Here is a 23,977-nt window from a genome sequence, read left to right as displayed (position 1 = left end):
GAGCTATTAGGAAAAATTCGGTTGGGGGGATATGCCCAAGGTTACCATTGACGGCCAAAATCTCGAGGTTCGGGAAGGGACGAATCTGATTGAGGCGGCCCGCCAGGCCGGTATTGAAGTCCCCCACTATTGTTACCATCCAAAACTCTCGGTTGCCGGCAACTGTCGTATGTGTCTTGTCGAGATCGAGAAAAGTCCGAAACTACAGATCGCCTGCAACACCAAAGTCGCCGAGGGGATGGTGGTTCATACCCGAAACACGAGGGTTGAAAAGGCCCGCCGTTCGGTCCTTGAGTTTATCCTGATCAACCACCCGATCGATTGCCCCGTTTGCGACCAGGCGGGGGAATGCAAGCTTCAGGAGTATTACATGAAGTATGACCAGTCCTCCTCCCGTTTTCCGATTGAAGAAAAAGTCCACAAGGAAAAGGCGATCGATCTGGGGCCCTGGGTGATGCTCGATATGGAGCGGTGCATCCTCTGCAGCCGGTGTGTCCGTTTTTGCCAGGAGGTGGCGGAAGAGGAGGAACTTTGCATCGCCGAACGAGGCGATCATTCCGTCTTGACCGCATTTCCAGGGAAGAAGTTGGAGAACCCTTATTCGGCCAATGTGGTGGAGGTCTGCCCCGTCGGGGCGCTGACCAACAAGGATTTCCGTTTCAAGTGCCGCGTCTGGTTTCTGGAAAGGACCGAATCGGTCTGCCCCGGCTGTTCCATGGGGTGCAATATCAACATCGATCAGCATGAGGGGAAGATCTACCGCTTGACCCCGCGGGTCAACGAAGGGGTGAATGAGTGCTGGATGTGTGACGAGGGGAGGGTGACTTATAAGCCGGTGAATCAGGAAAATCGTTTGCGGTTTGCAAAGATCAAGGAGAAATTTGTCTCACCGGATGAGGCGCTCCGTTCCATTCGTGAGATGATGACCGGTGTCGACCCAACGCTCGTTTGCGGTATCGGTTCGGCCCAGTTTACCAATGAAGACAACTACGCCCTCATGAGGTTTTTGAAAGAGTGCGGCGTCGCCCATTTCTTTTACCACCGTTCTGAACCGCAGAATCCTTCCTCCGATGATTATTTGATCCAGGCCGACAAGAATCCGAATACCACGGGAGTTACGGCCCTTGGTTTTAAAGAGATCGGTGGGGATCGTCGTTTCAAGATCGTTTTTGCCCTGGGCCCCCTCTCGGAGGAGAAGTTGAAGGGGATTACGCTGGAAAAACAGAGAAAGGTTATCGTTTTTACGGCGTGGGATGAAAATCCCCCCTCACCCCCCTTTGTCAAAGGGGGGCACGAGGGGGATTTTGCCGACATTGTCCTGCCGGTTCCAACATTTGCTGAAACGGACGGGACCTTCACCAACTGTCAGGGAAGGGTGCAGAGGATCCGGCCGGCCTTCCCTCCGCGTGGAGAGGCACGACCGGTCTGGCAGTGGCTCTCTCACCTGACCCGTTTCCTGGAGAGACCGGTCCCCTCCTATGACACCGCGAGGGGGCTCTTTTTGGAGATGACCCAGGACAGTGCGGCCTTCAAGGGGATGGATTATGAGAAGATCGGGGGTCAGGGGATGTTGTTGAAAAAATAAATGGAAATTCTATTTTCACTGTTAAAAATTATTATTTTTCCGATGCTGGTGATCAGCCTGATCCCTCTCCTGATCTGGATGGAGCGGAAGGTCTCCGCTTACATCCAGGATCGCCGTGGTCCGAACAGGGCCTCTATCTTTGGGGTCCGGTTGTGGGGAATGATCCATAATATTGCCGATGTCATTAAACTGTTGACCAAGGAAGATATTATTCCGGCGGGGGCGAACAAATTTTACTTTGTTTTGGCCCCGGCGATCCTGATGTTTGTCTCTTTTGTGGCGGTGGCGGTGATTCCCTTTGCCGATTCCGTTTATTGGGAGGAAGGACAAGTTATCTCCATGCAGCTGGCTGACCTGGATGTGGGCCTCCTCTACATCCTCGCCATCAGTTCTCTGGCCGTCTACAGTATTATGCTGGCTGGCTGGTCCTCCAACAACAAATATTCGTTTTTGGGGGGTCTCCGGGCCTCCTCGCAGATGATCAGTTATGAGATTGCGATGGGGCTTTCCGTTGTGGCCCTGTTCATGATCTCCGGTTCAGTCGGCTTAAACGAGATTGTCCGGGATCAGGGCCCCCTGCCCTGGCATTGGAACTTTTTCAGGCAACCGCTCGCCTTTTTTGTTTTTCTGGCCGCCTCTTATGCAGAGACCAACAGAACCCCTTTTGACCTGCCCGAGGGAGAGTCGGAGATCGTTGCCGGCTATCATGTGGAGTATTCCAGTATGAAGTTTGCGATGTTTTTCATGGGGGAATATGCCGCGATGGTGATCGCCTCCGCCGTGGCGGCATCGCTTTTTCTGGGGGGCTGGCAGGTGCCGTTTCTTTCAACCGAAAATCTTCGATCGATGGCCCCTGTCTTCCTCCATCCGTCTTTCTTTGCCGCTGTTCTTCAGATGACCACTTTTCTTGCCAAAATTCTCTTTTTCTGTTTCCTCTTTGTCTGGGTCCGGTGGACTCTTCCCCGTTTCCGGTACGATCAACTGATGAGTTTTGGATGGAGGGTCATGCTCCCGCTGGCGCTTCTCAACATCCTGGCGACCGGCGGGTTCATGATTGCGTGGTATTGATGGAGACATTTTTCTTCTATCTCTTTGCGCTGGTGACTTTAGGGGGGGCGATTGGGGTGATCGCCCTTCCCAATACCCTTTCTTCCGCCATCAGCCTGGTCGTGAGCCTCTTTGGCCTCGCCGGTCTTTATGTTCTCCTCCAGGCCCATTTTGTGGCGGCGATGCAAATCCTCCTGTATGCCGGGGCGATCATGGTCCTTTTTGTCTTTGTGATTATGCTATTGAATCCCGGGCGGAGAATGGTTGTCGGCCGCCTCCCCTTTATGGCGCTCATCGGGATCCTGGTGGGGGCGTATCTGGCCGTGGTCATGGTCTTGAGGATGGTCGGTCTGGCGGACCCACAGGTAACACTACCTCCTTCTTTTGGTTACCTCCGTCCGTTGGGGGAAATCCTTTTTTCCATCTATCTCGTCCCTTTTGAGGCGGCGTCGTTTCTCTTGCTGATTGCCATTGTTGGCGTGGTGGTGTTGGGAAAGGAGAGGTTTTCCCAATGATGACCCATTACCTTATTTTGAGTGCCTTGCTCTTTTCTGTCGGTGTTGTCGGTGTCCTCTGCCGTCGCAACGCCCTGGTGATTTTTATGTCGGTGGAGCTGATGTTGAACGCCGCCAATCTTGTCTTTCTGACCTTCGCCCGTTTTCAGGGGAACCTCCACGGACAGGTGGCGGCCTTTTTCGTGATGGTCGTGGCGGCGGCGGAGGTGGCGGTGGGACTCGCCATTCTGGTCAAGGTTTTCAAGGATCGTGAGACGGTGGATCTGAATGAGATCTCGTTCATGAAGGGGTGATTCACCCCACGGGTAATTATGGAATCACTTATTTTAGGTATCCCGCTTTCGCAAATTGTCTGTTGGATCCCCGGTCTTCCGTTGCTGGGAGCGATCATCAACGGGCTCCTGTCGCTCTTTGCCGTTCGCCGCAAAAGGGGGGTTCCGCGATCACTCGTTTCCCTGTTCGGGGTTGGTTTTCCCCTGCTCGCCTTCGGCCTCGCCCTCGTTGTCTTCTTCCTCTTCAAAGAGATGGCGATCGGCGAAAAGGTCGGGCCTCTCTTCCCCTGGATGGAGGTTGGCCGGTTAAAGATAGAGTTCTCCTTTTTCATTGATCGTCTCTCCCTGGTGATGATCCTCGTCGTGACCGGGGTTGGTTCCCTGATCCATCTTTATTCAGTTGGTTACATGACCGAGGACCCCGGGTTCAGCCGGTACTTTTGCTACCTCAACCTTTTTCTCTTTGCGATGCTCCTCCTGGTGCTGGGAGAGAGTCTGCCGGTAGTCTTCATCGGGTGGGAGGGGGTCGGTTTGTGTTCCTACCTCCTGATCGGTTTTTGGTTTACCGATGCCGAAAAGGCGACTGCCGGGCTCAAGGCCTTTGTGGTCAACCGGATCGGGGATGCCGGTTTTTTAATCGGGATGTTTCTCCTCTTCAAGGCGGCCGGGAGTCTCAGTTTCCCGGTTTTAGCCTCAAGGACCGATCTGTTGGCCCCTGTGGCGACGATCGCTTGTCTCGCCTTCTTTGCGGGTGTCTGCGGAAAATCGGCCCAGATTCCTTTGTACGTCTGGTTGCCGGATGCGATGGCCGGTCCGACACCGGTTTCCGCCCTGATCCATGCCGCAACGATGGTGACCGCCGGGATCTATCTGATCAGCCGGCTTTCATTCCTCTACCTCCTTTCCCCGGTGGCGATGAATGTTGTTGCCTCCGTCGGTGCCGCCACAGCCCTCTTTGCCGCGCTGATTGCCTTGACACAAAGGGATATTAAAAAAGTCTTGGCCTACTCGACGGTTTCGCAACTGGGAATTATGGTGATGGGGGTTGGTGTCGGGGCGTTTGCCGCCGGGATTTTTCATCTGATGACCCACGCTTTTTTCAAGGCCTGTCTCTTTTTGGGGGCGGGGAGTATCATTCATGCCCTTTCGGGGGAACAGGACCTCTTCAAAATGGGGGGGTTGAAGGGGAAGATGCCGGTCACCTTTGCCACCTTTGGTATGGCGTCACTGGCGCTGGCCGGAATTTTTCCCTTCGCCGGTTTTTTTTCAAAGGATGAAATCCTCTGGCAGACCTTTGCCCAGGGCCACAAGATCCTCTGGGGTGTTGGTTTTCTCACCGCCGGTCTGACGTCATTCTACACCTGCCGCGCCCTGGCCCTCGCCTTTTTGGGCAAAGCCCGGGAAAAGTTTCATCCCCATGAATCCCCTCTCTCCATGACACTCCCGCTTGTTTTTCTAGGACTCCTTTCTCTTGTCGGGGGGTGGATCGGGATTCCGGAGGCGCTCAAGGGAGACAATATTTTTTATCAATGGATCGTCCCGGTCTTTGCCTACCCCTCCGTTGTGGAAGGGGCCGGGAAGGGGTCTCACGGGCTGGAACTGATTCTTTCGGTGGTGACGCTCCTCTTTGCCTTTCATATGGGGTTGGTGGCCCTTATCCTCTATTCGCAGAAACTGGGGAGGGTGACACAAATGGCTCGTCGTTTTTTCTGGTTACACCGGTTCTCAGAAAACAAATTTTACATCGACGAAATCTACGAACGTCTTGTCCTGAAACCGCTCCTTTTCATTTCCGATAAAATCCTCTGGAAGGGGACCGATGAAAAGGTGATTGACGGGCTTATGGTCAATGGTTCGGGCCAGGGTGTCCGGCTGGGGGGGCAGATCTTGTCGCTCCTGCAGACCGGACGTTTGCAGAATTATGCCTTATTCTTCGGGATTGGGGCAATCGTACTGATTGCTTATTTTGTATTATGAACTTTTTTATGACCCATCTGCTTTCGTTTCTTGTCTTTTCCCCGCTCTTGGGGATTCTCCTCCTTTTGTTTATTCCCAGCGAGAAGACAGGTCTCGTCCGGCGGATCGGTTTTCTTTCTTCCCTCATTCCATTTTCCCTTTCCCTCGTGCTTTACAGCCGCTTTCCGGATTTCTATCCGCTTGATTCTGTTTTTACCTTCAAGGAGTTGTCTCCATGGATCCCGTCATTGGGGATCTATTACAGGCTTGGCGTTGACGGGATCAGTCTCTTTTTGATCCTGCTCACCACACTCCTTGTACCGATAGTCCTGGCCGCTTCCTGGACCGATACCCAGCGCAGAGTTCGCGAGTATTTCATTTTTTTCCTGTTGCTTGAAGTAGGGATGATCGGCGTCTTTGTGGCCCTGGACCTCTTTCTCTTTTATATCTTTTGGGAGGTGATGCTGGTCCCGATGTATTTCTTGATCGGGATTTGGGGAGGGGAGAGACGCCTCTACGCGGCAATCAAGTTTGTCCTGTACACGATGGTTGGGTCTCTCTTGATGCTGGCGGCGATTTTGTATCTCTACTTTGCCGCCGGGCACTCGTTTAATCTGACGGATTACCTCAATCTTTCTCTTCCGGTTTCATCGCAAAAATGGCTTTTTGGGGCCTTTGCCTTGGCCTTTGCGATCAAGGTTCCCCTGTTTCCCTTTCACACCTGGCTTCCGGATGCGCATGTGGAGGCGCCGACCGGTGGCAGTGTGATCCTGGCTGGTGTCTTGCTCAAGATGGGGACCTACGGACTCCTCCGGTTTGCCTTTCCCCTTTTCCCGGCGGCCGCCTCCTATTTTTCACCGCTCCTGATTGCCTTGGCCGTAATCGGAATTCTCTACGGGGCGCTCGTGGCGATGGTCCAGACTGATATTAAAAAACTGGTTGCCTTTTCTTCTGTTTCGCACATGGGATTTATTGTCCTTGGCCTGGTGGCCGGGACGCCCGAGGCGGTTTCCGGCGCGGTCCTTCAGATGGTCAACCATGGGCTTTCCACCGGGGCCCTCTTTCTTTTGGTCGGGATGATTTACGAACGGCGGCATACCCGTAAAATTGAAGATTACGGGGGGCTCGCCTCTCTCCTTCCCTGGTTTACCACCGCCTTTATTATTGTTTCTCTTTCTTCAATCGGGCTTCCGGGGACAAACGGGTTTATCGGTGAATTTCTGATCCTGCTCGGGACATTCCCAACACACCCTCTGGCGGCGAGTCTTGCGACGCTAGGGGTCATCCTTTCCGCTGTTTATCTCCTCTGGATGATCAAGAGGGTTTTCTTTGGTGCCCTCCAACATCAGGAGAACAAGGCCCTTCAGGATCTTTCCTGGCGCGAGGTGGGGCTCTTGTTGCCGATCCTCCTCCTCATTTTTCAAATCGGTCTAACCCCTTCCGTCTATCTCCGCAAAATTGAACCGGCGGCCAAGGTCTGGGGGCTTGCCAAGAAGGGGGTTCCGGAGGTGATGGTGCGATGAGTCTCTGGCTCCTTATTATTGCCAAGGCGTTGGTTCCCTTCCTGGCCCTTTCGGGGGCCGGTCTTGTGTTACTCCTCTTTGCGGCCTTTTTACCCCGGCAAAAGGGGGTCCTCTTTTTTGCCCCTACCCTGGTTGCGATTGTTGGGACTTTTGTTCTTGCCTGGCAGGCCTGGTTGAGCGGTTTTCCGCTGGAAAGCGGCATGGTCCTCTCGGACAAGATCGCCTACGCCTTTGATCTTGTCTTCCTGATCGCTACCTTTTTGGCCCTCCTCCTTTCCAGAGAGACGGAAGAGGGGAGTCGTCAGGGGGGAGAGTACTACGTGCTGATCCTCTTTGCGACAGCGGGGATGATCTTGATGGCCCATAGCGGTGACCTGCTTCTTCTATTTATCGCCCTCGAGATCATGAGTATCGCCGCCTATATCCTTGCCGGTTATAGCCGAACTCTTAAGTCCTCTGAGTCGTCGATGAAATATTTCATTTTGGGGGCTTTCGCCTCCGGTTTTTTACTGTATGGGATCGCCCTTATCTACGGAGCGACCGGGACGACCGATTTCAGGATGATTGCTGAGGGGGTCAACCCGAGCCAAGGGACTTCCCCCGACCCGTGGTTGATCCGGCTCGGGATCGCCCTCCTCCTGATCGGGCTCGGTTTCAAGGTGGCCGCGGTTCCTTTCCACTTCTGGACGCCAGATGTCTATGAAGGGGCGCCGACCCCGATCACCGCCCTGATGGCCTCCGGGGTTAAGGCGGCCGGGTTTATCGGACTGGTCCGTTTGGCGATCGCCTTTGCCCCCTACCCGCAGATCCCATGGACCACGGTTATTTCAGCGCTCGCCATCTTGACGATGACGGTGGGGAATCTGGTCGCCTTGAAACAGAGCAACATCAAAAGGATGTTGGCCTATTCCTCGATCGCCCATGCCGGTTACGCCCTTGTAGGGCTCGCAGCCTGTCTCAACAACGGCCTGATCCGGGAAGAGGCGTTGGCCTCTGTCTTCTTTTATATGGTGGCCTATTCGTTGATGACGATCGGTGCCTTTGCTGTGGTTGTGGCAGTCGGACGAAAAAAAGGGGATGTTCAGAGTGAAACAGTTGAGGAGATCGGGGATTATGCTGGTCTTTCCGAATCGCACCCACTCTTGGCCGCGGTCATGGCGCTCTTTATGATCGCCTTAACCGGCATCCCGCCGACGATCGGTTTTATCGGCAAGTTTTATCTCCTCCGGGCCGCTGTGGAATCAGGACTGATTGGCCTTGTGGTGATGGCGGTCCTCAACAGTGTGGTCTCCGCTTTTTACTATTTGGGGGTTGTTTCGGTGATCTACTTTAGGAAGGAGCAGGGGTGCTTCACCCAAGGAGAATCGGTTGCCCCAATCTCCACCCCTCTCCTGATTGCCCTTGGGCTCACCGGTGTGGCGGTCGCCTACCTTGGCCTTTTCCCTGAGGAACTCTTTGCCTTGGCAAGACAGTCGTTTCAGGCGGCGGTGTTTTGAATCAGGAATTTTTCGGCCTCAATAACAAACTCCTCTACCTTTTTGAGAGTAATTGGGTTAGTTCTTTTTTCATGCCACCTTCTTTCCCTCTTTACGAATATTTAAAAGAAGCGGTTCCATGCCTTCAAGAAAGTCTTTCTGACTGATCACTATTGTTGAGAAGAGAACAGGGCGATCCCTTCCAAAGGTAGCCTCATAGGCAAGCTCAAAGACCGTATTGCTGTCATGCTCCCGATTTTCAATCGGATGGAGGACGATCAGAAGATCCACGTCGGAATCTGCTCTTTGGTCCCCTCGGGCCCAGGAGCCGTAGATCCAGAGTGAGGCGAACCGTTTCCCGAACCTCTTTCTCAAACCTTCTAACAACCGGTCAAGACAGTCCTGCCAGGGGAATTCCGTTTCAGAAATTGGTCTTGATTGTGAGAGCCAGTTGTCGACCGCTTCACGATCGAAACGCCAACTCCTCCCCAGTTTAACGGCCGGGATCTTTTTCTTTTGGGCCAACTGGTAAAGAGAAGAACGGCTTCTTTTAAGGTGAGAGGCCGCCTCCTCAAGGGTCATCCATTGTTTCATAATAGATATTATTAAATAGTAGTAAATAATAGTCAATAGTAATTAAACTCCTTGAATTCCCCCCTTTTTTGGGGCATAAGATCCTTAGGATGTCCAAAAAGTCCCCATCCGTCTGGGTTTTTTCCACCTACTTTGCCGAAGGGTTCCCTTACATGGTGGCGAAGGTCCTCTCCTTCGTCTTTTTCACCGATGCCGGGGTGCGGGAGGCCTGGCTCGGGTTTTTAAATTTTTTAGGGATCCCCTGGAACCTCAAATTTTTGTGGTCGCCGTTTGTGGACCTGGTCGGTACCAAGAAGGGCTGGATGCTCAAGGTTCAGTTTTTGCTTTCGATTTTTATGTTTATTCTGGCCTTCCTCGCGGGATTTTATCATAGCCATCCCTCCAATAGCCTCCTGGCCGCCATCGCCTTTGTCTTTTGTGCCCTCGCCTTTCTGGGGGCAACCAACGACATCACGATTGATGGCTATTACATGGAGGGGTTGACCGACAGGGAGGATCAGGCCGCCTATTCGGGGCTACGGACCTTGGCCTACCGGGTGGCGGTGGTCTACTCGCGTGTCGTCCTGGTCGGGTTGGCGGGGGTGGCCAACTGGTTTTGGGGGTTTGGGGTTGGGGCCGTTACGATGCTCGCGTTTTTTCTCTTCCACCGGTTTTTTCTGCCTGTTGTTGAGGTCCAGAGAGGTGAAGGGAAAAAGATTAATTTCGGTGACGCGTTTCGTTCTTACCTGAATCAGGAAAAAATTGTTTTGGTCCTCTGTTTTGTGGCGACCTATAAATTAGGAGACGAAATCCTGTTTGCGATGAACACCCCGTTTTTGATGCGGGAGCTTTTAGTCTCCAAGGTTCAACTGGCCTGGCTCTCTGGCGCAGTTGGAGCCGCCTCAACCGTTATCGGTTCGCTGTTTGCCGCCTGGTGGATCAAAAAGAGGACACTCAAAAAAGCGATCTGGCCGCTGACCCTTTTGATGAACATCAACATTTGGGCGTATGTAGGCTTGGCCTATTTTAAACCGTTGGCGACGACATCCACCGGGATAACACTGATCGCCCTGGTCCATGGTTATGAGCAATGGGCGGCCGGTCTCGGCGGAACGGTCCTGATGATCTACCTGATGCGGCTTTGTAAGGTGGAGTTCAAGGCGGCTCATTACGCGATCGGGTCGGCCATCATGTCACTCGGCTCTACGTTTATCGGCGGGTTTGGCGGCTTTCTCGTGGAGGCGTTTGGTTACACCACCCTTTTTATCCTCGGTTTCCTGGCCTCCATCCCCTCGATGCTGATGCTCGTCTGGATCCCTCTCCATGAAGAGGAGTGATTGGGCACCCTTCCTCTTTTTAAGTTGCTTATTATAACAGAAATGGTATAAACTATATATGTACGTTCGGGTGATTCCTGTTGCAGCGCGGGAGATAGAGTCTGAGTCCCAGGAACTGAAGGAAAGCATTTATGAAAAAGAAACGGCGTTTTTTGAGTCTAGATGAATTTGGCAATGCCATCGGTCTGAGTGCCCTAGACAAAGCAGTCGTCCGGCAAAAAAACCGAATGATTGATTGTCTTAAGGTTGCTCGCCTCAGAAAGGGTCTCTCTCAAGGTGAATTGGCAAGAAGGCTTGGCACGAAACAACCGGCGATAGCCAGGATGGAAGCAGGTTGTGTTGGTGAAGTAAGTTTTGACTTCCTTATTCGGGTTGCGCTAGCGCTCGGAGTCCCTCTCGAAGTAGTCTCTACAAGGAAGGCCGCTTAAAGACCACCCGCCGGCAGGTTAAATGAAAGGACGCCATTTTCGGTTTCCAAAAAGAGGGTAGCGTCATAGTAAAAATAGCTTTTAACAAAAGCGGCCGCTGTTGGGGCAAACCGGGAATAAAAGGGGCGAGAGACGTCGTTGCCATCACGATCTTCCCAGTGGTAGAAATAGTCCCCGTCATCAACAAGTTTGAATGAATCGCTAGCCCAAAGCTCAATATGGTTGTTCTCATTTTCCCAAGCAATAGAGTCTGGGGAGGAGTAGAAGCTGTCGATCCTGAATGAACTGGGCCACCCTTCAATCGGTTGTTCTTCTGGAACAGAGACCCCTGGGGCATAGGATTGAAATTGGTGTACAAATTTTGTTCTTATCTCGATCCCATCCAGAGGGTTATCATCTCTGATAATAGCGACAGAATCTCTTGGCAATGTCCTCGAGAGAAAGAATGCCTCACCGGGATCACTCAGGGATCTGATCATATCCTCCGGAGGAGGTAGTGACGTCAGCGGATCAAGAATTTCCCTCAGGGAGTGATAGGGAGTTTCAACGCCGTCGATAAGCCGTGTTGTTGCCATAACGAACCTCCTTGCTAATTTGACTGCAGGTATCATCGGTGAGGACTTGTTTAAGTTGCCTGATTTTTAGTCTTAATTAGGGGTTTACAAACCCAAAAGAGCTCCTATATTAAGGAGGTATGGTGATCTATGACCTCCAATGCCCGTTGGGGCACAAGTTTGAAGGCTGGTTCCCAAGCCCTGAAGCGTATGAAAAACAAAGGGAAGGAAGCCTTTTGACCTGCTCTGTCTGTGGGATCCAGGATGTCGCCAAGGTCCCGAGTGTGATTCACACAACGGCGAGTCAGGTACACACCTCTAGGCTGGAGACCGTGCGTGAAGGTGCTTCACCCAAGCCACCTGTTTTAAAAAAGGGGTCGCAGAACCCCCACCCAACCATTATGAATGTCGATCCGGTTGTCGTCCTCAAGGCGGTCCAGCAGTATGTGAAGACTAATTTTAAGGATGTGGGGAACCAGTTTACCGAGGTGGCGACACGGATGACCAAGGGGGAGACCCCCCACGAAAATGTCTATGGGACCGCTACACCGGATCAGTGTGACCGGTTGGAAACAGAAGGGGTCCCATTCTTTCTCTTCCCCACACTCCCTGAAGAGTTCGAGAATTAAGGGAGATTCACCATAAACTTGAACCATCCTGTTATCATCACCGCCGCGCTGGTTGGTGCGGAATTGTCCCGCAGGGAGACCCCCACTCTTCCGTTGACCCCCGAAGAGATCGGTGAAGCGGCCCATCTCGCCTGTCAGGCCGGGGCGGCAATTATCCACCTCCATGTCCGCGATAAAAAGGGAAGACCAACACTCGACCTCAAGGTTCTGAAACAGGCTATTGTTGAAATCTGCAAGCGGTGCGATCCGGTGATTCAGGTCTCGACCGGCGGGGCGGTGGGGGATCCCTTTCCAAAAAGGATCGGAGTCCTGGAGAGCTCTCCGGAGATGGCCTCCCTCAATATGGGGACGATGAATTTCGGTGATGATATCTTTTCAAACCCGATCCCGTTTATCCATCAACTGGCGGGTCAAATGAAAAAGAAAAAAATCGTTCCAGAGATTGAGATCTATGACCTCTCCCAGATAGAGCTCGCCTGTTCGATGATTGAAGGGGGACTGATTTTGAAGCCGGCCCACTTTCAATTTGTGCTGGGGGTCAAAGGGGGATTGGCGGCCACGGTTGAAAACCTAAAACTTCTGGTTTCCCGTCTTCCTGCGGGTTCCACCTGGACCGTTGCGGCGGTCGGGCGTCATCAGTTCCCGATGGTGGAGGAGGCGATCCGTCTGGGAGGATCGGTCCGTGTCGGTCTGGAGGATAATATCTATCTCGAAAAAGGGGTCTTGGCCAAGGGAAGTCATGAACTGGTTGAAAAAGCGGTTGCCCTCGTCCGGAAGTATGATAGAACGGTAGCCTCTTCCGTAGAAGCACGGAAGATCCTATGCCTGGGATCGGAATAGTCCTCAATCCTCATTCAAAAAAAAACCGTCAGCAGCCGGAAAGGATGAAGCGGATCGCCTTCATCGTGGGGGAAAAGGCCTCCTGCGCCCAGACCAACGATTTTAATGATATTGAACGGGTGGCTAAAGGATTTAAAGAACGGGAGATCGACATCTTGGGGATCAGCGGCGGGGATGGGACCAATCACAGGACGTTAACGGCGTTCTTGAAGGTTTATGGTGAAAAACCACTCCCCAAAGTTACTTTCTTGCGTGGCGGGACCTTGAATACGATTGCCGCAGGGTGCGGGATTTATGGAAGCCCCGAAAAAATCATCGCCAACCTCATCTATAAGTACCATGAGGATGAACCATTCGAGATCAAACGAGTTCGGATGATGAAAATCAACGGGCATTACGGTTTCATCTGGGGGTGTGGGGTTATTTATCGTTTTATGGATGATTATTACAGCGATGTTCCTGTCTCTCCGGCCAAGGCGGCAAAGACCCTTTTCAAGTCGATCGGTTCGGCAATTGTTAATGGGCCTTACGCCTGCAAGATGTTTGAACGATTTGGGGCCCAGGTCCGGGTGAACGGCAGGGAGTGGTCTTACAAAAACTATTCGGCCCTCTATGCGGCCTCCGTCCCTTACCTGGGGCTCAGTTTCAAGACTTTTTATCTTGTTGATAAAGAAGCTGACTCTTTTCATGCCATCGGTTTTTCCCTGCCCCCCCGTAATATCTTGCCTTATGTCCCTCTGATGTTTTTGGGAAGACCCTCGGGGTGCCCCAATCTCTTGGAAGAACCGGCGCAAAAGATGGAGATGGTCTTTGAAGAACCGATCCCTTACACCATTGACGGGGATATGCACTCGCCTGTTTCCCAGATCACACTGTCCACCGGTCCCCAACTGGAGGTGATTGTCCGATGAGTCTTTCCCGTTTGGCAATCGGGCTCATGAGTGGGACCTCGGCCGACGGGATTGATGCCGCCCTGATTGAGATCTCGGGAAAGGGTGATTCACCCAAGGGACAACAGCTCAAGGTGAAGTTGGTCAGTTTTCAGGCTAATCCTTTCCCTCAACGGCTTCAACAGAGGATTTTAAAAACAGCGCAGTCGAAGACTGTCCCTCTTCAGGAGGTCTCCCAGCTCAATTTTTATCTGGGGGAGCTATTTGCCGAGGCCGCGGTAAAAATCTGCAAGAAGGCCGGGGTTTCACGGTCCAAGGTTTCCGTGATCGGTTCCCATGGGCAGACGGTCTGTCACCAGCCAGAACCGAGGCGTGAGGGACGGTATCTTCTCCGTTCGACCCTGCAGATTGGCGAGCCGTCGGTGATCGCGGAGCGGACCGGAATCACAACGGTCGCCGATTTTCGTCCACGAGACATTGCCGCCGGAGGGCATGGGGCCCCCCTGACACCCTACTTTCATTACCTGCTCTTCCATCACCCTCGCCGTTCCGTGGCGGTCAACAATATCGGCGGGATCAGCAACCTGACCTTCCTGCCGGCAGGAGGGACGATCGACAAAATTCTGGGTTTCGATACGGGACCGGGGAATATGGTGATGGACGGCATCATCTCAAAAATTTCCAGGGGGAAGAAAAGCCATGATGAAGGGGGAAGGGAGGCCAAAAAGGGGCTGATCGATCTTAACCTGGTGGCCCGTCTTCTCCATCACCCTTATTTTCGCAAAACCCCTCCCAAGACGACCGGGAGGGAGGAGTTCGGACAGGATTTTGTCGATCGGTTTTTTAAAGAGGCCGGGCGGCGTCATCTAAAGCCTGCCGATATGCTGGCAACCGTGACTGCTTTTACTGCCGTCTCGATTGCGGAGGGTTACCGCCAGTTTGTGCTGAAAAAAAATAATAAATTAGATGAGATCATTTTTTGCGGCGGTGGTGTTAAAAACAGGACATTGATGGCGATGATCCAAAGAGAACTGGAAGGGGTGACGATCAGCACCTTTGAAGATTATGGCCTGGACAGCGGCGCGGTGGAGGCGACCTGTTTTGCCGTTTTGGCGGATGCCACCCTCCATGGCTGGCCGGCGAATATCCCTTTAGCCACCGGGGCCTCCCGTCCGGTCGTGTTGGGGAAAATCATCCCAGCCTAGAGGTAAGATAGTTTGATCAATCCCTTGGACAAATCCTGATCTGCCTGCCGGTAGCGTTCAATCGTCCCAAGGTCCATCCAGTAACCGTCATAAGGGAAGCCGTAGATCTTCTGCCCCTCCCGGAGGGCTGGCCGGTAGGCGTCGTTAATAATGCAGGCCTCTTTCCCTTTGGGAAGAGTGGAGAGGAGTTTGGAGCTGAGGATATGCACACCGGTAAACATCATTGCTCCTTCGGGAACCTTGTCGGTAGAGGCAGGATTTTCAACGATTTCCAGGATCCTATTTTTCCGGTCTGACTGAATATAACTATAACTGGAACCTGCCTCCCGTTTCCTTAAAACCATGGTGGCGATCCCTTTCTTCCGCCTATGGAAGGAAAGCAATTCTTTCAGATTGAGGTCGATGAGAATGTCACTATTCATGACGAGGAATGGTTTCCCTTCGAAAAAATCTTCCACCTTTTTGATGCCACCCCCTGTCCCGAGGATGGCATCTTCATACGAATAAATTATTCTGACGCCGTAACGGGAACCGTTTCCCAGTTCCTCCTGGATCATTGTCCCGAGGTGGTGCAGGTTGATCAGTATTTCGAGAATGCCATGTTTTTTCAAAAGTTTGACCTGGTAGACGATCAAAGGGATCTGATTAACCAAGATAAGCGACTTGGGTGTCTGGAGAGTGAGCGGCTGAAGGCGTTTGCCAAGGCCGGCGGCGAGGATCATCGCCTTCATTTTAGGAAAATTCGGGGACATATTTTTTTAAGAGTTCAAAAAACTCTCCCAATGATTTTTGTCGGGTAAACGCCTCCTTCACGTAGGCCAGAGAGGCAGGGATGGACGGCAGAAACCCTCTGTTCCCCTTGACCCTGTCAATATAGACAAAACGGCCGGCATCCTTCAGTTTCCTCTGGATCGTGACCCAGTCGAACATCATGCGGAGGGAGGAAAAATCGAGGGAAACGGTCTCTCCCCGTTTTTCAAGGTAATCGTGCAAAAGCTCGTCGACCAGATCCGGTTCAAGGACGATGTAGGAGTCACGGAGGAGGGCGACCAGATCGTAAACCATCGGTCCGATGAGGGCGTCCTGGAAATCGAGCAAGTAGAGTTTCTCACGATGGATCATCAGATTCCGGCTCTGGTAGTCGCGGTGAGTAAAAACGGTTGGCATCTTTGTCAGGACGGAGGCGATCTGCCGCCGGTATTTCTCGAAGAGGGAAAGATCGGAGGCACCTATTTTCCTGTTGAGGCGAATTTCTATTCCATATTCGCGAAAGTGGTCCAGCTCCCAGTTGAAAAGAGTCTCGTCAAAGGAGCGTTGGAAGGCGATGCAACGGCCCTTTTCGGAGGCCTGCCTCGCCTGCGAGTCAAGGCGGGTTCGTCTTTGCATTTCCACCAAGAGGTCAATCGCCTTCTTGTACCAGGATTCCTTTTCCTTGGGTTTTAGAGAGACCCTCTTTTCCAGGGTCTCATCCCCCAAGTCTTCGAGGATAAGAAACCGGTTTTTAGAATCATAGTGATGAACCTGGGGGACAGGGAGGCCAAGCCCACCCAAGTAGCGGGCGATCTCCAGAAATGGAAGGTCTCGCGGTTTTTCCCTCAAATTTGTAATCTCCTCCGAGACGCTGGCCTGGCCTGCCGGGAGTTGCATCACGATGAAGGTTTTTCCAGGGCCCAGGTTAGCGCGGAAATAGGTTCGGTACGAGGCGTCGCCATGTAGTTTGGTGAGTTGCCATGAATCGGCTTTTTGACCGAATTTCTCCTCAAAGAATTGTCGGAGCTGTTCTTTCATCAGGGAAGAATCGTGATCTTAAGATCGCTGTTAGTGTTGTTTCCAAGGACAGAGAGGGTAACCCCCTGTTCCCCATCGGGGAGGTCGTTGGGAATGGTGACAGTCAACTTCTCAGCGGCTCCCTCAACAGTCCCATCATTCAGCCCGTAGCTTGAGCCGTTGACCGACCTATTTCCGAGGATGACCGTATTCTCCGCCGGGGCAATGGAGAAACCATTCCCATAAAGTGTGAGCGTTTCTCCGCGGTGGAGGCTTTGGGGATCCACCTTTTTCAGGATTGGGGGGGTCTGGCTGACGATGGTTTCAGGGAAGTCGTCCCCGGCCTCACAGGAGGTGAAGAGACCAGCGGCCAGGAGGGGGATGAGGAGGAACCGTACCATTTTTTCAAGATCTTTTCGGCCGGTTTCCCCTTGGGGGTATAATTGGGGTCTTGCAGGCCTCCGGCCCCGTACCAATTCCAAAAATAAACGCCGCCAAATGTGGGGTAATTGTGCCATGCCTGAAAAAAGGCCTCGTAACAGAGCGCCTGTTCCTCTACATCAATAGCGTCAGTCCGGGTGTAATCCCAAGGGTAGATGCTTGTCCCGTCAATGGAAGGGTAACCGATCTCGGTGAAGATGATTTTTTTACCCTGTTTTTTTTGCCAGTTCTCAAGAGACCTTTGTATCTCCTTCCAGCGGCCCACCAGTCCGGCCAAGGTCGGGTTCTTTACAGCGCTGAGCTCGTAGTAGCCGGTTAACCCCAGATAGTCAAGGGCGGACCAGAATTTCACCGGTTCATAGTGGTCCCAGTTAGCGGAATAGATCAGTTTTCCAGAATAGCGGGACCGCACCTCCCCAATCAATTTCAACCAGAACGTCTGCTCTCCTTCCAGGGAGCAGAGCTCGGATCCGACAGAAAAGAGTTCTACTTTTCCTTCTGAAGCCAGTTTGGCGTAGTGAAGGATGAACCGGCGGTAGTTTTCAAACCAGCGTTCCTTATCAGCAGGTTTGAGTGTTCCTCTCCATTGTTTGGGTTCCCGGTGCTCCAGCCGGAGGATCGGAAAGAGAAAAACCTTCAAACCGGCGGCATGCGCCTGGCGGATAGTCTGTCTTAATCGTTCATCGGGAAAGGTTTGAAAATCGCCCTGCCGGACGGTCTTGGAGTAGATCTCGCTGGCCGTGACATTTTTCTGGTACCAGGAGACGACGAGGGAGACCGATTGACCGCCGACCGCCTTTATCTCCCGAAGGTGACCGGAATAATCGTAATAAGGCTCCTTATAGAAGAGCCCGAGGGCCACCCCTTTTTGGTAGGGAGTGGCTGTCATCGGTATCAGGACCATTACGAGGATCAGTAATGTTTGTTTCATCAATTAGCGGTGGTTTTGTATGGTGTGGATCTTTTCGGAAAGAGGAAGGGGGTAAAATTGACGGACTTCAAGAAGGAGATCATAAAGCGAAGAGGGGTGCCGTTTGATCAGGAGCGCGGAGTAGCGTCTGGCCAAACGATTGGCGGTCTCGTACCGTTCTTTTTCTTCGGCGCTGAGGTGAGGCAGGAGTGAATAATTTTCGAACAACGATTCCGGCAGATCGCGGGCCTCTTGTTGTTTTTCCTGCCCCTGGAGGAAGAGGGAGGACAAAACAAATTTGTCAATCTCCCCCTGGAGTTCCAATTCCAATGGGCGGACCGGTCTCTGTTCTGAAACGCGTTGCATCAGGAAGACAAAATGACTGACCCCTTCCGCGGCGGTGCAGAAATCGCTGAAGTTTCTTGAGTGGACTTCTTTCCAGGGGTCATTTTTTTCAAGATTGGCCAGAACCCGCTGGTCTATAAAAAGGGCCAGTTCCAGATTTTCGGACCGTTGGTAAATAAAAAGGACCTCCTCCGTTTTAACCTGGCCTCGAACCGCTTCTGAATGGGTCAGGAAACGGGAGATATCCACAATATGGGGGAGGGAATAAACCTTTTCCAGCGTCTGTTGGAGTCTTAAAAGGGTGTCCATTTTATTGGCTGATTTTATAACCCCCCGCCCGGTAAGGAATGATCCCTTCCTGATGGAGCCGTTCGAACGCCCTTTCGCTCCCGGTCTTCAGCCAGGTTTCATAGAGGCGGAGGATATCAAGATGAGATTTGAGTGTGCTCTCCTCACTTACTTCCGAGAGGACGTCGACAAAAAACAGAAATTTTTCGGCCAATTCGAGAAAAATATCGCGCAGGGCTCGTGGCGATTTGGGGGCCTGTGACAAGGTTTGATAGGCAGATCCCCCCATCTTGATGTAGTAGTCGATATCGACCAGCTGACGGGAAAGGCTGTTCGGGAAAAAACCGGCAATGTAGAGGGAAAAATCACCCATCTTTTTAAGGATAGTGACCTTGGAGGTCTGGTCGGCATCAAAGGCCCGCTGGAGCATTAGGGCGAGCGGCTCTTCTTTAAAGGTATCCGACCTGTTTTCATAAACCTTCTCGGTCTTCAGGAAATCTCTGAGGAGATTGACAAGGTAAAACTCGGCCTCCTTCGTGGCGACGACCTTTTGTCGACCGATCGCCTTTCGTACAAGCTCGTAAAAATACTCCTGCAGGCTCGTGACGGCGTCAATCTTCTCTTTCTCGCGTTGTGTCATACTGATATTGTCAGTATACCATGAATGGCAGGGGGTGGCAATCTAGCTAAGAAGCGTAAGAAGCTACCCTAAAGCGTCAAAATTCTTTTAAAAATTATGCGATGGATCAGAGTGAAGCAAGCTTTCCTGCGAAATAGAGTGGGACGCTGGCCAATTGGCGGGTTTTGGAAAATGGGTTTGCGGACAATTTGATGGCGACCGATGGTGAATATTTGATTATAAATTGCTGAAGGCTTTTGGCCTGGGTCCTGTGCCCAGCCTTTACCTCCACAGGAACAATGACGTTATTCCTGTACATTAAAAATTCGATTTCGGAATTTCGTTCAGTCCATGAGTACAAATCACCCACACCAGAGGCCAACAATTCCTGTGCGACAAAATTTTCGGCCAGATATCCCTTTGTGATGCCGTAATCCTGTTCCAAAATGGACTGAATCGGAAGATGCAACATGGAACCAAGAACCCCAACATCAAAAACAAACAGTTTGAACAAGTTGTTTTTGCAAAAAGCTTTCAGGGGAATTTCGGCCCTATTGCAAATGGATACTTTGATGATGAGGCCGGCATTTTCAAGCCAGTCGATGGGACCCTGTAAATGGGCAAAACTTTTCTTTCCCGGAATGACATGGTTAAAATGATACCTCTTTGTGGAGGCGTCCACCTGGGCGGACAATTGGATTGGAATATTTTCAAACACAGAAACAATATGAACCGAATTGCTCTTGCCGGAATGCTTTGCAAAGTCCTTACTGAAACTGTCCGTCAGAATCTTTTGCATTCTTCGGACTTCGTCAAATGCAGCCGGCTTATTTTCTTTGCCTGCAAGGTAGGTTAACACCACCTGCGGCATGCCTCCGGTCACATAGTAGTTTAAAAGCTCCCGCCACAATTGTTGATGGGCCATCCCGGCAATGGGATGATCGATGGAGGCGTTATCGTAGGCCTCCACCAACATCTTGTTTTCACCCGCTTCTAGAAATTCCCGAAAATTCATTGGAAAGAGATGCAGAAAATCGACTTTCCCGACGGGAAAGGATTCTTCCGACAGTTTTATCCCAAGAAGGGATCCGGCTGAAACGAGGGATAGTTCTGGCATTCTTTCGCAAAAATATTTTAACGAGGTCAACGCCTTTGGGCATTCCTGAATCTCATCAAAAAAAACGAGGTCCTCCCTGATATGGATCGGAGTTTTTTGGATATAAGACAGTTCCTCAATAATCCTTTTTGGGTCGAAGTTCTTTTCAAACAGGGAATGCATTTCCCTATTTTCTTCAAAGTTGAAGGTGTGGCATTTTTTAAAATGGCTCTTTCCGAATTCAGTGATAATAAAGGTCTTGCCAACCTGTCTGGCCCCTTGGAGGATCAATGGTCTTCTTTGGCCGTTTTTCAGCCAGCTTTCTAATTTTAAGGTGATATTTCTTTTCATGGTTGAATAGTACATAAAACAGATACTTTTTGCAACGTTTTTTTCTCAACATCGTGTCTAATCAGGAGGCAAACGACAAAAGGTCTCTCTCGTAGAGTCTTTTCAGAAGGGTTAAGGCCTCATGGACGAGGGTTTCATCGGGAATATCAGGACAGGCGGCGCCGAGCCTGTCCAAGGCCTCTCCTATCGTTGTCGCGTGATCGGCGAGGAGGATTTTTAGAAAATTTGACTCTATCCGGTTCAATGTCAGGCCGCTGGATGACTGAAGGCGAGGACTCATGACCACCCTGGCCTCGGCCAGAGGGAGGTCTTCGTACCGAGCCAGTTGCATGGCGCGCGACGTTGATTGACTCTCAATGGGGAAAAAGGCCTCCGCCCTGATTCCGTCACGAAGGAGTTTTGCATAGATCGTCTTTTTAACGAGGCAATCGACCGACTTATCTTCTTCCCGACTCAGAGGGCAGCCGCTCCGGCAGAGGCGCTGATAGGGGCAGACCTCGCACTCCGGATCGACAGGTCGTGATCCATAGAGGAATTGTCTTTTGGCCACAATCTTTTCAAAATTCTCCTCAAACCAGTTTGCAAAGATTCCGGGCTCGCCGTAATTCTTGTTGCAGGAGTAACAGTTCCCTTCGATGTCGAACTCGTAAAACTCGCAGTTGTTCCCGTCATGCATGCAAAGGTCGGGCATGAAGGCCTGGAGGTGTTTGATGTTCCGGCTTTCATAAAGCCAGTCTGCAAATGTTTTATTTTCCTCCGCGGAAAGGCCGAATCCGTGCTCGCCCAGTTTAAAGGTCAATCCCTGGACAACCGGTTTTACGGACTCAACCCAGAGGCCAAAGTCCTGCAAATGTTTTATCGTCAGAGGAGTGATAACGGAGAGAAGCCCCACTTCAAAGTTGTACCGTCGGAGCGTCTTGATATTGTCCATGACCCGGTCCCAGGTGTCATTCCTCTGTGGGTTATGAATCGAAGCGCTTCCATCGATGCTGATTCCCACAAAGAGCTGGTTGGGATCTCCAATAACCTCGAGAAGTTTGTTCAGGTAGGATTCTGTAAACCTTGTCCCGTTGGACTGGATGCGAACCTGGTTTCTGGTTGTCTCCCGGAAGATTTGAATGACCTCTCCCAGGGCCTTTGCCGAGAGAATACTGGGCTCTGCCCCATGAAGAGTGATGCTTTCAAAGGGAAATACTTCTTGCCGGATTTTTTCAGAAAAGCGCCGGGCGGAGGTGACCGCTTGGCTGTCGTAGTTCGCCTGATGATTTTTATTATATTCCGGAACATAGCAGTAGCGGCATCGCAGATTACAGACCTTACTGACGGCAAAGTAGCAGTGCATATCGCGTTAGATGCCTACCCGGAACAAAGGTTTTTGACATGACGAAGATCATGCAGACTTTTGTTCCAGTATGGCATCCAAGCCTGGAGAGGGAGGGAATATGGACAAAAAGAAACTGCTGGTTTCAGCACTGACGGTTGCCGGATTTCTGGCGACCAGTTATGCCGCAAAGACAGGATCGCTAGCCTTCGCTGGTGACAAACCGGCCCAGGGGAGTGAGGCGAAAAAGGAAGAGGGCAAGAAGATGAAGCAGGGTTCTTGTTCTGGTGGTTCTTGCGGGGCCGCAAAGGACAAGAAAAAGGAGGAGGCCAAGGAAGGGAAGGAAGGCTCCTGCGGTGGGATGAAGGATAAAGGAAAGACCGACAAAAAGGAGTCGGGTAAACAGGGTTCCTGCACCGCAAAGAAGTGATTGAGTTTTTCGGATTGAAGGAGTTAAAAAGGCCCTTGGGGGGTTATCCAAGGGCTTTTTTTCGGGGACTATTTTACAAAAATACCATCTAACTCTATGAAGGAAGAGACAACCCTCTTGGAGGGACTGAAAAAAGGGATGGAGTCGGCCTATCGGGGGTTGGTCGAAGGGTACAGCGACCGACTCTTCCGGATCATTAGTCGTTTTGTGCGAAACCCAGAAGAGGCAAAAGAGGTATTGCAAACAGTATTTCTGAAGGTGATCGAAAATATCCAAAAGTTTGAGGGGAACTCGTCGCTCTACACCTGGCTTTACCGGATTGCGGTGAATGAGGCCCTGATGAGGATTCGTAGCCAGAAGCCGAGGCGGGAAATCTCGTGGGAAGAGGTTCTCCCCCACTACGAGGATGGGATTCGGACCTTTGAGGTTCCCGATTGGTCAAAGTTGCCCGACCAACAGTTGGCCGATCGGGAGCTACAATTATTTGTCCAAGAGTCTGTTGCAGAGCTTTCCGAAGACTTGAAGGCCGCTTATCTTCTCAAAGATGTTGAACAACTTTCGGAGGATGAGGTTTGTACCATCTTGGACCTGACCAAACCGGCGATGAAGAATCGGGTTCATCGTGCGCGGTTATTCTTGAGAAAAAGGATTGAGGAAAGATATGTCCGTTAAAACAAAATTCATCCGGGCGATGTTTGCCATGATGCATCTTCCGACTTGTGAGGAGGTCGAGCAATTTGCCTACGACTTTTTGGAAGGAGCCTTAGATTCATCGACCATGAAGGTGGTGGGGCGACACCTCAAGGCGTGTAAGAATTGTCAGCGGTTCATCGCGGCCTATCGCAAGACGGCCTCGTTGGGGAAAACGTTTCAGAAGCCGTCGCTCGATCCGGAATTCAAAGAGAAACTGTTTGAGTTTTTAAGTCATCAAGGAGGACGACCATGAGTTCTATTCAGGAATTTTTAATCCCATTGAGTGTCGCCTTCGTTTGCGGAATGATCTTGGGACTGGAACGGGAGATGTCGCACAAACCGGCCGGACTCCGCACCCAGGTCCTTGTGAGCCTGGGGACGACCCTGTTTATTATTTCTGGACAGTTGTTTGGCGGAGAGGTGGTCCGGCTTGCCGCCAATGTGTTGACCGGCTTGGGGTTCTTAGGGGCCGGTGTCATCTGGCAACAGAAGGGAAATGTCCGGGGACTCACGACGGCGGCACTCATCTGGGTCAATGGGAGCCTCGGTGTCGCGATCGGTTTCCGACAGTATACCTTGGTGGCATTCGGAGTCCTGCTCACCCTCGTTGCCCTGCGGTTGTTGGGATTCGTTGAGGAAAAAATAAAAAGCAAGTGTCGCGTCTTTCGTTATGAGGTTGTCACAAGAGAGAACGAAAAGGTCTTGGAGGTGATTCAGGAGGCCTTGAGCCGCTGTCATTTTCAAGAAGACCCGCTCACCTTTGAAAAAGGGGCCGATGCGGTCACGGTTCGTTTCGCCTTTTGTAACCCGTCGTTACGGCATCAGGAGTTCGTCGAAAGACTTCGCAAAATGACCGATGTCCTTGGGGTCAAAACGGAATGACTGGT

27 protein-coding genes are annotated in these 23,977 nt (G+C 51.7%); 17 read left to right on the top strand and 10 right to left on the bottom strand.

The genetic code is table 11. From position 1 onward, the window contains the following. Positions 1 to 31: 31 nt before the first annotated feature. Genes HYS22_04565 through HYS22_04535 form a run of 7 tightly spaced genes read left to right on the top strand, consistent with a single transcriptional unit; the run spans position 32 to position 8,394 of the window. On the top strand, positions 32 to 1,585 hold the full coding sequence (locus HYS22_04565; protein ID MBI1909424.1) for a (2Fe-2S)-binding protein: 1,554 nt from the start codon (positions 32 to 34) through the stop codon (positions 1,583 to 1,585). Beyond that, positions 1,586 to 2,653, top strand: coding sequence for an NADH-quinone oxidoreductase subunit NuoH (gene nuoH / locus HYS22_04560; protein MBI1909423.1), 1,068 nt, complete (start codon positions 1,586 to 1,588; stop codon positions 2,651 to 2,653). Continuing rightward, positions 2,653 to 3,147 carry an NADH-quinone oxidoreductase subunit J gene (locus HYS22_04555; protein ID MBI1909422.1) on the top strand — a complete coding sequence of 165 codons (495 nt, stop codon included), beginning with the start codon at positions 2,653 to 2,655 and terminating at the stop codon, positions 3,145 to 3,147. Before nuoH ends, HYS22_04555 begins: the two co-directional genes overlap by 1 nt. After that, a complete protein-coding gene (nuoK, locus tag HYS22_04550) occupies positions 3,147 to 3,440 on the top strand; it encodes an NADH-quinone oxidoreductase subunit NuoK (protein ID MBI1909421.1) in 294 nt (97 codons plus the stop codon). The genes HYS22_04555 and nuoK overlap by 1 nt, the downstream gene beginning before the upstream one ends. 18 nt (positions 3,441 to 3,458) lie before the next feature. Continuing rightward, the gene (gene nuoL / locus HYS22_04545) at positions 3,459 to 5,396 is read left to right on the top strand and encodes an NADH-quinone oxidoreductase subunit L (GenBank protein ID MBI1909420.1); all 1,938 of its coding nucleotides are present in this window, start codon (positions 3,459 to 3,461) and stop codon (positions 5,394 to 5,396) included. Then, complete coding sequence (locus tag HYS22_04540) at positions 5,393 to 6,898, top strand: NADH-quinone oxidoreductase subunit M (GenBank protein ID MBI1909419.1); 1,506 nt, start codon at positions 5,393 to 5,395, stop codon at positions 6,896 to 6,898. The genes nuoL and HYS22_04540 overlap by 4 nt, the downstream gene beginning before the upstream one ends. Then, positions 6,895 to 8,394, top strand: a complete 1,500-nt coding sequence (locus HYS22_04535) for an NADH-quinone oxidoreductase subunit N (GenBank protein ID MBI1909418.1) — start codon at positions 6,895 to 6,897, stop codon at positions 8,392 to 8,394. The genes HYS22_04540 and HYS22_04535 overlap by 4 nt, the downstream gene beginning before the upstream one ends. Positions 8,395 to 8,463: 69 nt before the next feature. On the opposite strand, the gene HYS22_04530 is transcribed toward HYS22_04535, so the two are convergent. Further along, positions 8,464 to 8,967 (bottom strand): helix-turn-helix domain-containing protein, encoded by a 504-nt coding sequence (locus tag HYS22_04530; GenBank protein ID MBI1909417.1) that lies wholly within the window; start codon positions 8,965 to 8,967, stop codon positions 8,464 to 8,466. An 89-nt stretch (positions 8,968 to 9,056) separates the two neighbouring features. Between HYS22_04530 and HYS22_04525 the strand changes: the two genes are divergently transcribed. Both HYS22_04525 and HYS22_04520 read left to right on the top strand, forming a co-directional pair. After that, entirely contained in the window at positions 9,057 to 10,283 is a 1,227-nt protein-coding gene (locus tag HYS22_04525; GenBank protein ID MBI1909416.1) for a hypothetical protein, read from the top strand. A 131-nt stretch (positions 10,284 to 10,414) separates the two neighbouring features. Further along, the gene (locus tag HYS22_04520; GenBank protein MBI1909415.1) at positions 10,415 to 10,711 is read left to right on the top strand and encodes a helix-turn-helix transcriptional regulator; all 297 of its coding nucleotides are present in this window, start codon (positions 10,415 to 10,417) and stop codon (positions 10,709 to 10,711) included. On the opposite strand, the gene HYS22_04515 is transcribed toward HYS22_04520, so the two are convergent. Then, the gene (locus HYS22_04515; GenBank protein MBI1909414.1) at positions 10,708 to 11,286 is read right to left on the bottom strand and encodes a hypothetical protein; all 579 of its coding nucleotides are present in this window, start codon (positions 11,284 to 11,286) and stop codon (positions 10,708 to 10,710) included. The genes HYS22_04520 and HYS22_04515 overlap by 4 nt on opposite strands. Before the next feature lie 119 nt (positions 11,287 to 11,405). Between HYS22_04515 and HYS22_04510 the strand changes: the two genes are divergently transcribed. The 4 genes from HYS22_04510 to HYS22_04495 are packed head-to-tail and all read left to right on the top strand — an operon-like array spanning position 11,406 to position 14,829. Then, positions 11,406 to 11,894 carry a DUF1178 family protein gene (locus HYS22_04510; protein MBI1909413.1) on the top strand — a complete coding sequence of 163 codons (489 nt, stop codon included), beginning with the start codon at positions 11,406 to 11,408 and terminating at the stop codon, positions 11,892 to 11,894. An 18-nt stretch (positions 11,895 to 11,912) separates the two neighbouring features. Next, positions 11,913 to 12,734: a 3-keto-5-aminohexanoate cleavage protein gene (locus tag HYS22_04505; GenBank protein ID MBI1909412.1), complete on the top strand. Its 822-nt coding sequence runs from the start codon at positions 11,913 to 11,915 to the stop codon at positions 12,732 to 12,734. Next, positions 12,716 to 13,645: a hypothetical protein gene (locus tag HYS22_04500; GenBank protein ID MBI1909411.1), complete on the top strand. Its 930-nt coding sequence runs from the start codon at positions 12,716 to 12,718 to the stop codon at positions 13,643 to 13,645. The genes HYS22_04505 and HYS22_04500 overlap by 19 nt, the downstream gene beginning before the upstream one ends. Further along, positions 13,642 to 14,829, top strand: coding sequence for an anhydro-N-acetylmuramic acid kinase (locus HYS22_04495; GenBank protein ID MBI1909410.1), 1,188 nt, complete (start codon positions 13,642 to 13,644; stop codon positions 14,827 to 14,829). The genes HYS22_04500 and HYS22_04495 overlap by 4 nt, the downstream gene beginning before the upstream one ends. On the opposite strand, the gene HYS22_04490 is transcribed toward HYS22_04495, so the two are convergent. The 8 genes from HYS22_04490 to HYS22_04455 all read right to left on the bottom strand — a co-directional run bounded on the left by HYS22_04490 (position 14,826) and on the right by HYS22_04455 (position 21,988). Continuing rightward, positions 14,826 to 15,560 carry a nucleotidyltransferase family protein gene (locus tag HYS22_04490; GenBank protein MBI1909409.1) on the bottom strand — a complete coding sequence of 245 codons (735 nt, stop codon included), beginning with the start codon at positions 15,558 to 15,560 and terminating at the stop codon, positions 14,826 to 14,828. The two genes, HYS22_04495 and HYS22_04490, sit on opposite strands and share 4 nt — an antisense overlap. A gap of 1 nt (position 15,561) precedes the next feature. Beyond that, the gene (locus HYS22_04485; protein ID MBI1909408.1) at positions 15,562 to 16,617 is read right to left on the bottom strand and encodes a phosphotransferase; all 1,056 of its coding nucleotides are present in this window, start codon (positions 16,615 to 16,617) and stop codon (positions 15,562 to 15,564) included. After that, positions 16,617 to 16,883, bottom strand: coding sequence for a hypothetical protein (locus tag HYS22_04480; protein MBI1909407.1), 267 nt, complete (start codon positions 16,881 to 16,883; stop codon positions 16,617 to 16,619). The genes HYS22_04485 and HYS22_04480 overlap by 1 nt, the downstream gene beginning before the upstream one ends. 5 nt (positions 16,884 to 16,888) lie before the next feature. Then, complete coding sequence (locus HYS22_04475) at positions 16,889 to 17,968, bottom strand: hypothetical protein (GenBank protein ID MBI1909406.1); 1,080 nt, start codon at positions 17,966 to 17,968, stop codon at positions 16,889 to 16,891. A gap of 3 nt (positions 17,969 to 17,971) precedes the next feature. Further along, positions 17,972 to 18,601 (bottom strand): hypothetical protein, encoded by a 630-nt coding sequence (locus HYS22_04470; GenBank protein ID MBI1909405.1) that lies wholly within the window; start codon positions 18,599 to 18,601, stop codon positions 17,972 to 17,974. Between the two features lies 1 nt (position 18,602). Further along, the gene (locus HYS22_04465) at positions 18,603 to 19,220 is read right to left on the bottom strand and encodes a hypothetical protein (protein MBI1909404.1); all 618 of its coding nucleotides are present in this window, start codon (positions 19,218 to 19,220) and stop codon (positions 18,603 to 18,605) included. 106 nt (positions 19,221 to 19,326) lie between these two features. Then, positions 19,327 to 20,646 carry an ATP-binding protein gene (locus HYS22_04460; GenBank protein MBI1909403.1) on the bottom strand — a complete coding sequence of 440 codons (1,320 nt, stop codon included), beginning with the start codon at positions 20,644 to 20,646 and terminating at the stop codon, positions 19,327 to 19,329. 61 nt (positions 20,647 to 20,707) lie between these two features. Then, the gene (locus HYS22_04455) at positions 20,708 to 21,988 is read right to left on the bottom strand and encodes a radical SAM protein (protein MBI1909402.1); all 1,281 of its coding nucleotides are present in this window, start codon (positions 21,986 to 21,988) and stop codon (positions 20,708 to 20,710) included. A 70-nt stretch (positions 21,989 to 22,058) separates the two neighbouring features. Here HYS22_04455 and HYS22_04450 point away from each other — a divergent pair, with 70 nt between their 5' ends. From HYS22_04450 to HYS22_04435, 4 genes are all read left to right on the top strand, one after another. Next, positions 22,059 to 22,397, top strand: a complete 339-nt coding sequence (locus HYS22_04450; protein ID MBI1909401.1) for a hypothetical protein — start codon at positions 22,059 to 22,061, stop codon at positions 22,395 to 22,397. 96 nt (positions 22,398 to 22,493) lie between these two features. Beyond that, the gene (locus tag HYS22_04445) at positions 22,494 to 23,069 is read left to right on the top strand and encodes a sigma-70 family RNA polymerase sigma factor (protein MBI1909400.1); all 576 of its coding nucleotides are present in this window, start codon (positions 22,494 to 22,496) and stop codon (positions 23,067 to 23,069) included. Continuing rightward, positions 23,059 to 23,343, top strand: coding sequence for a zf-HC2 domain-containing protein (locus HYS22_04440; GenBank protein ID MBI1909399.1), 285 nt, complete (start codon positions 23,059 to 23,061; stop codon positions 23,341 to 23,343). The genes HYS22_04445 and HYS22_04440 overlap by 11 nt, the downstream gene beginning before the upstream one ends. After that, entirely contained in the window at positions 23,340 to 23,972 is a 633-nt protein-coding gene (locus tag HYS22_04435) for an MgtC/SapB family protein (protein MBI1909398.1), read from the top strand. The genes HYS22_04440 and HYS22_04435 overlap by 4 nt, the downstream gene beginning before the upstream one ends. Positions 23,973 to 23,977 lie beyond the last annotated feature (5 nt).

Source organism: Deltaproteobacteria bacterium (assembly GCA_016177765.1).
Taxonomy (GTDB): Bacteria; UBA10199; UBA10199; order JACPAL01; family JACOUP01; genus JACOUP01.
The sequence above is the reverse complement of the archived record's forward strand: the minus strand, read 5'-3'. Positions and strand labels throughout refer to the sequence as shown.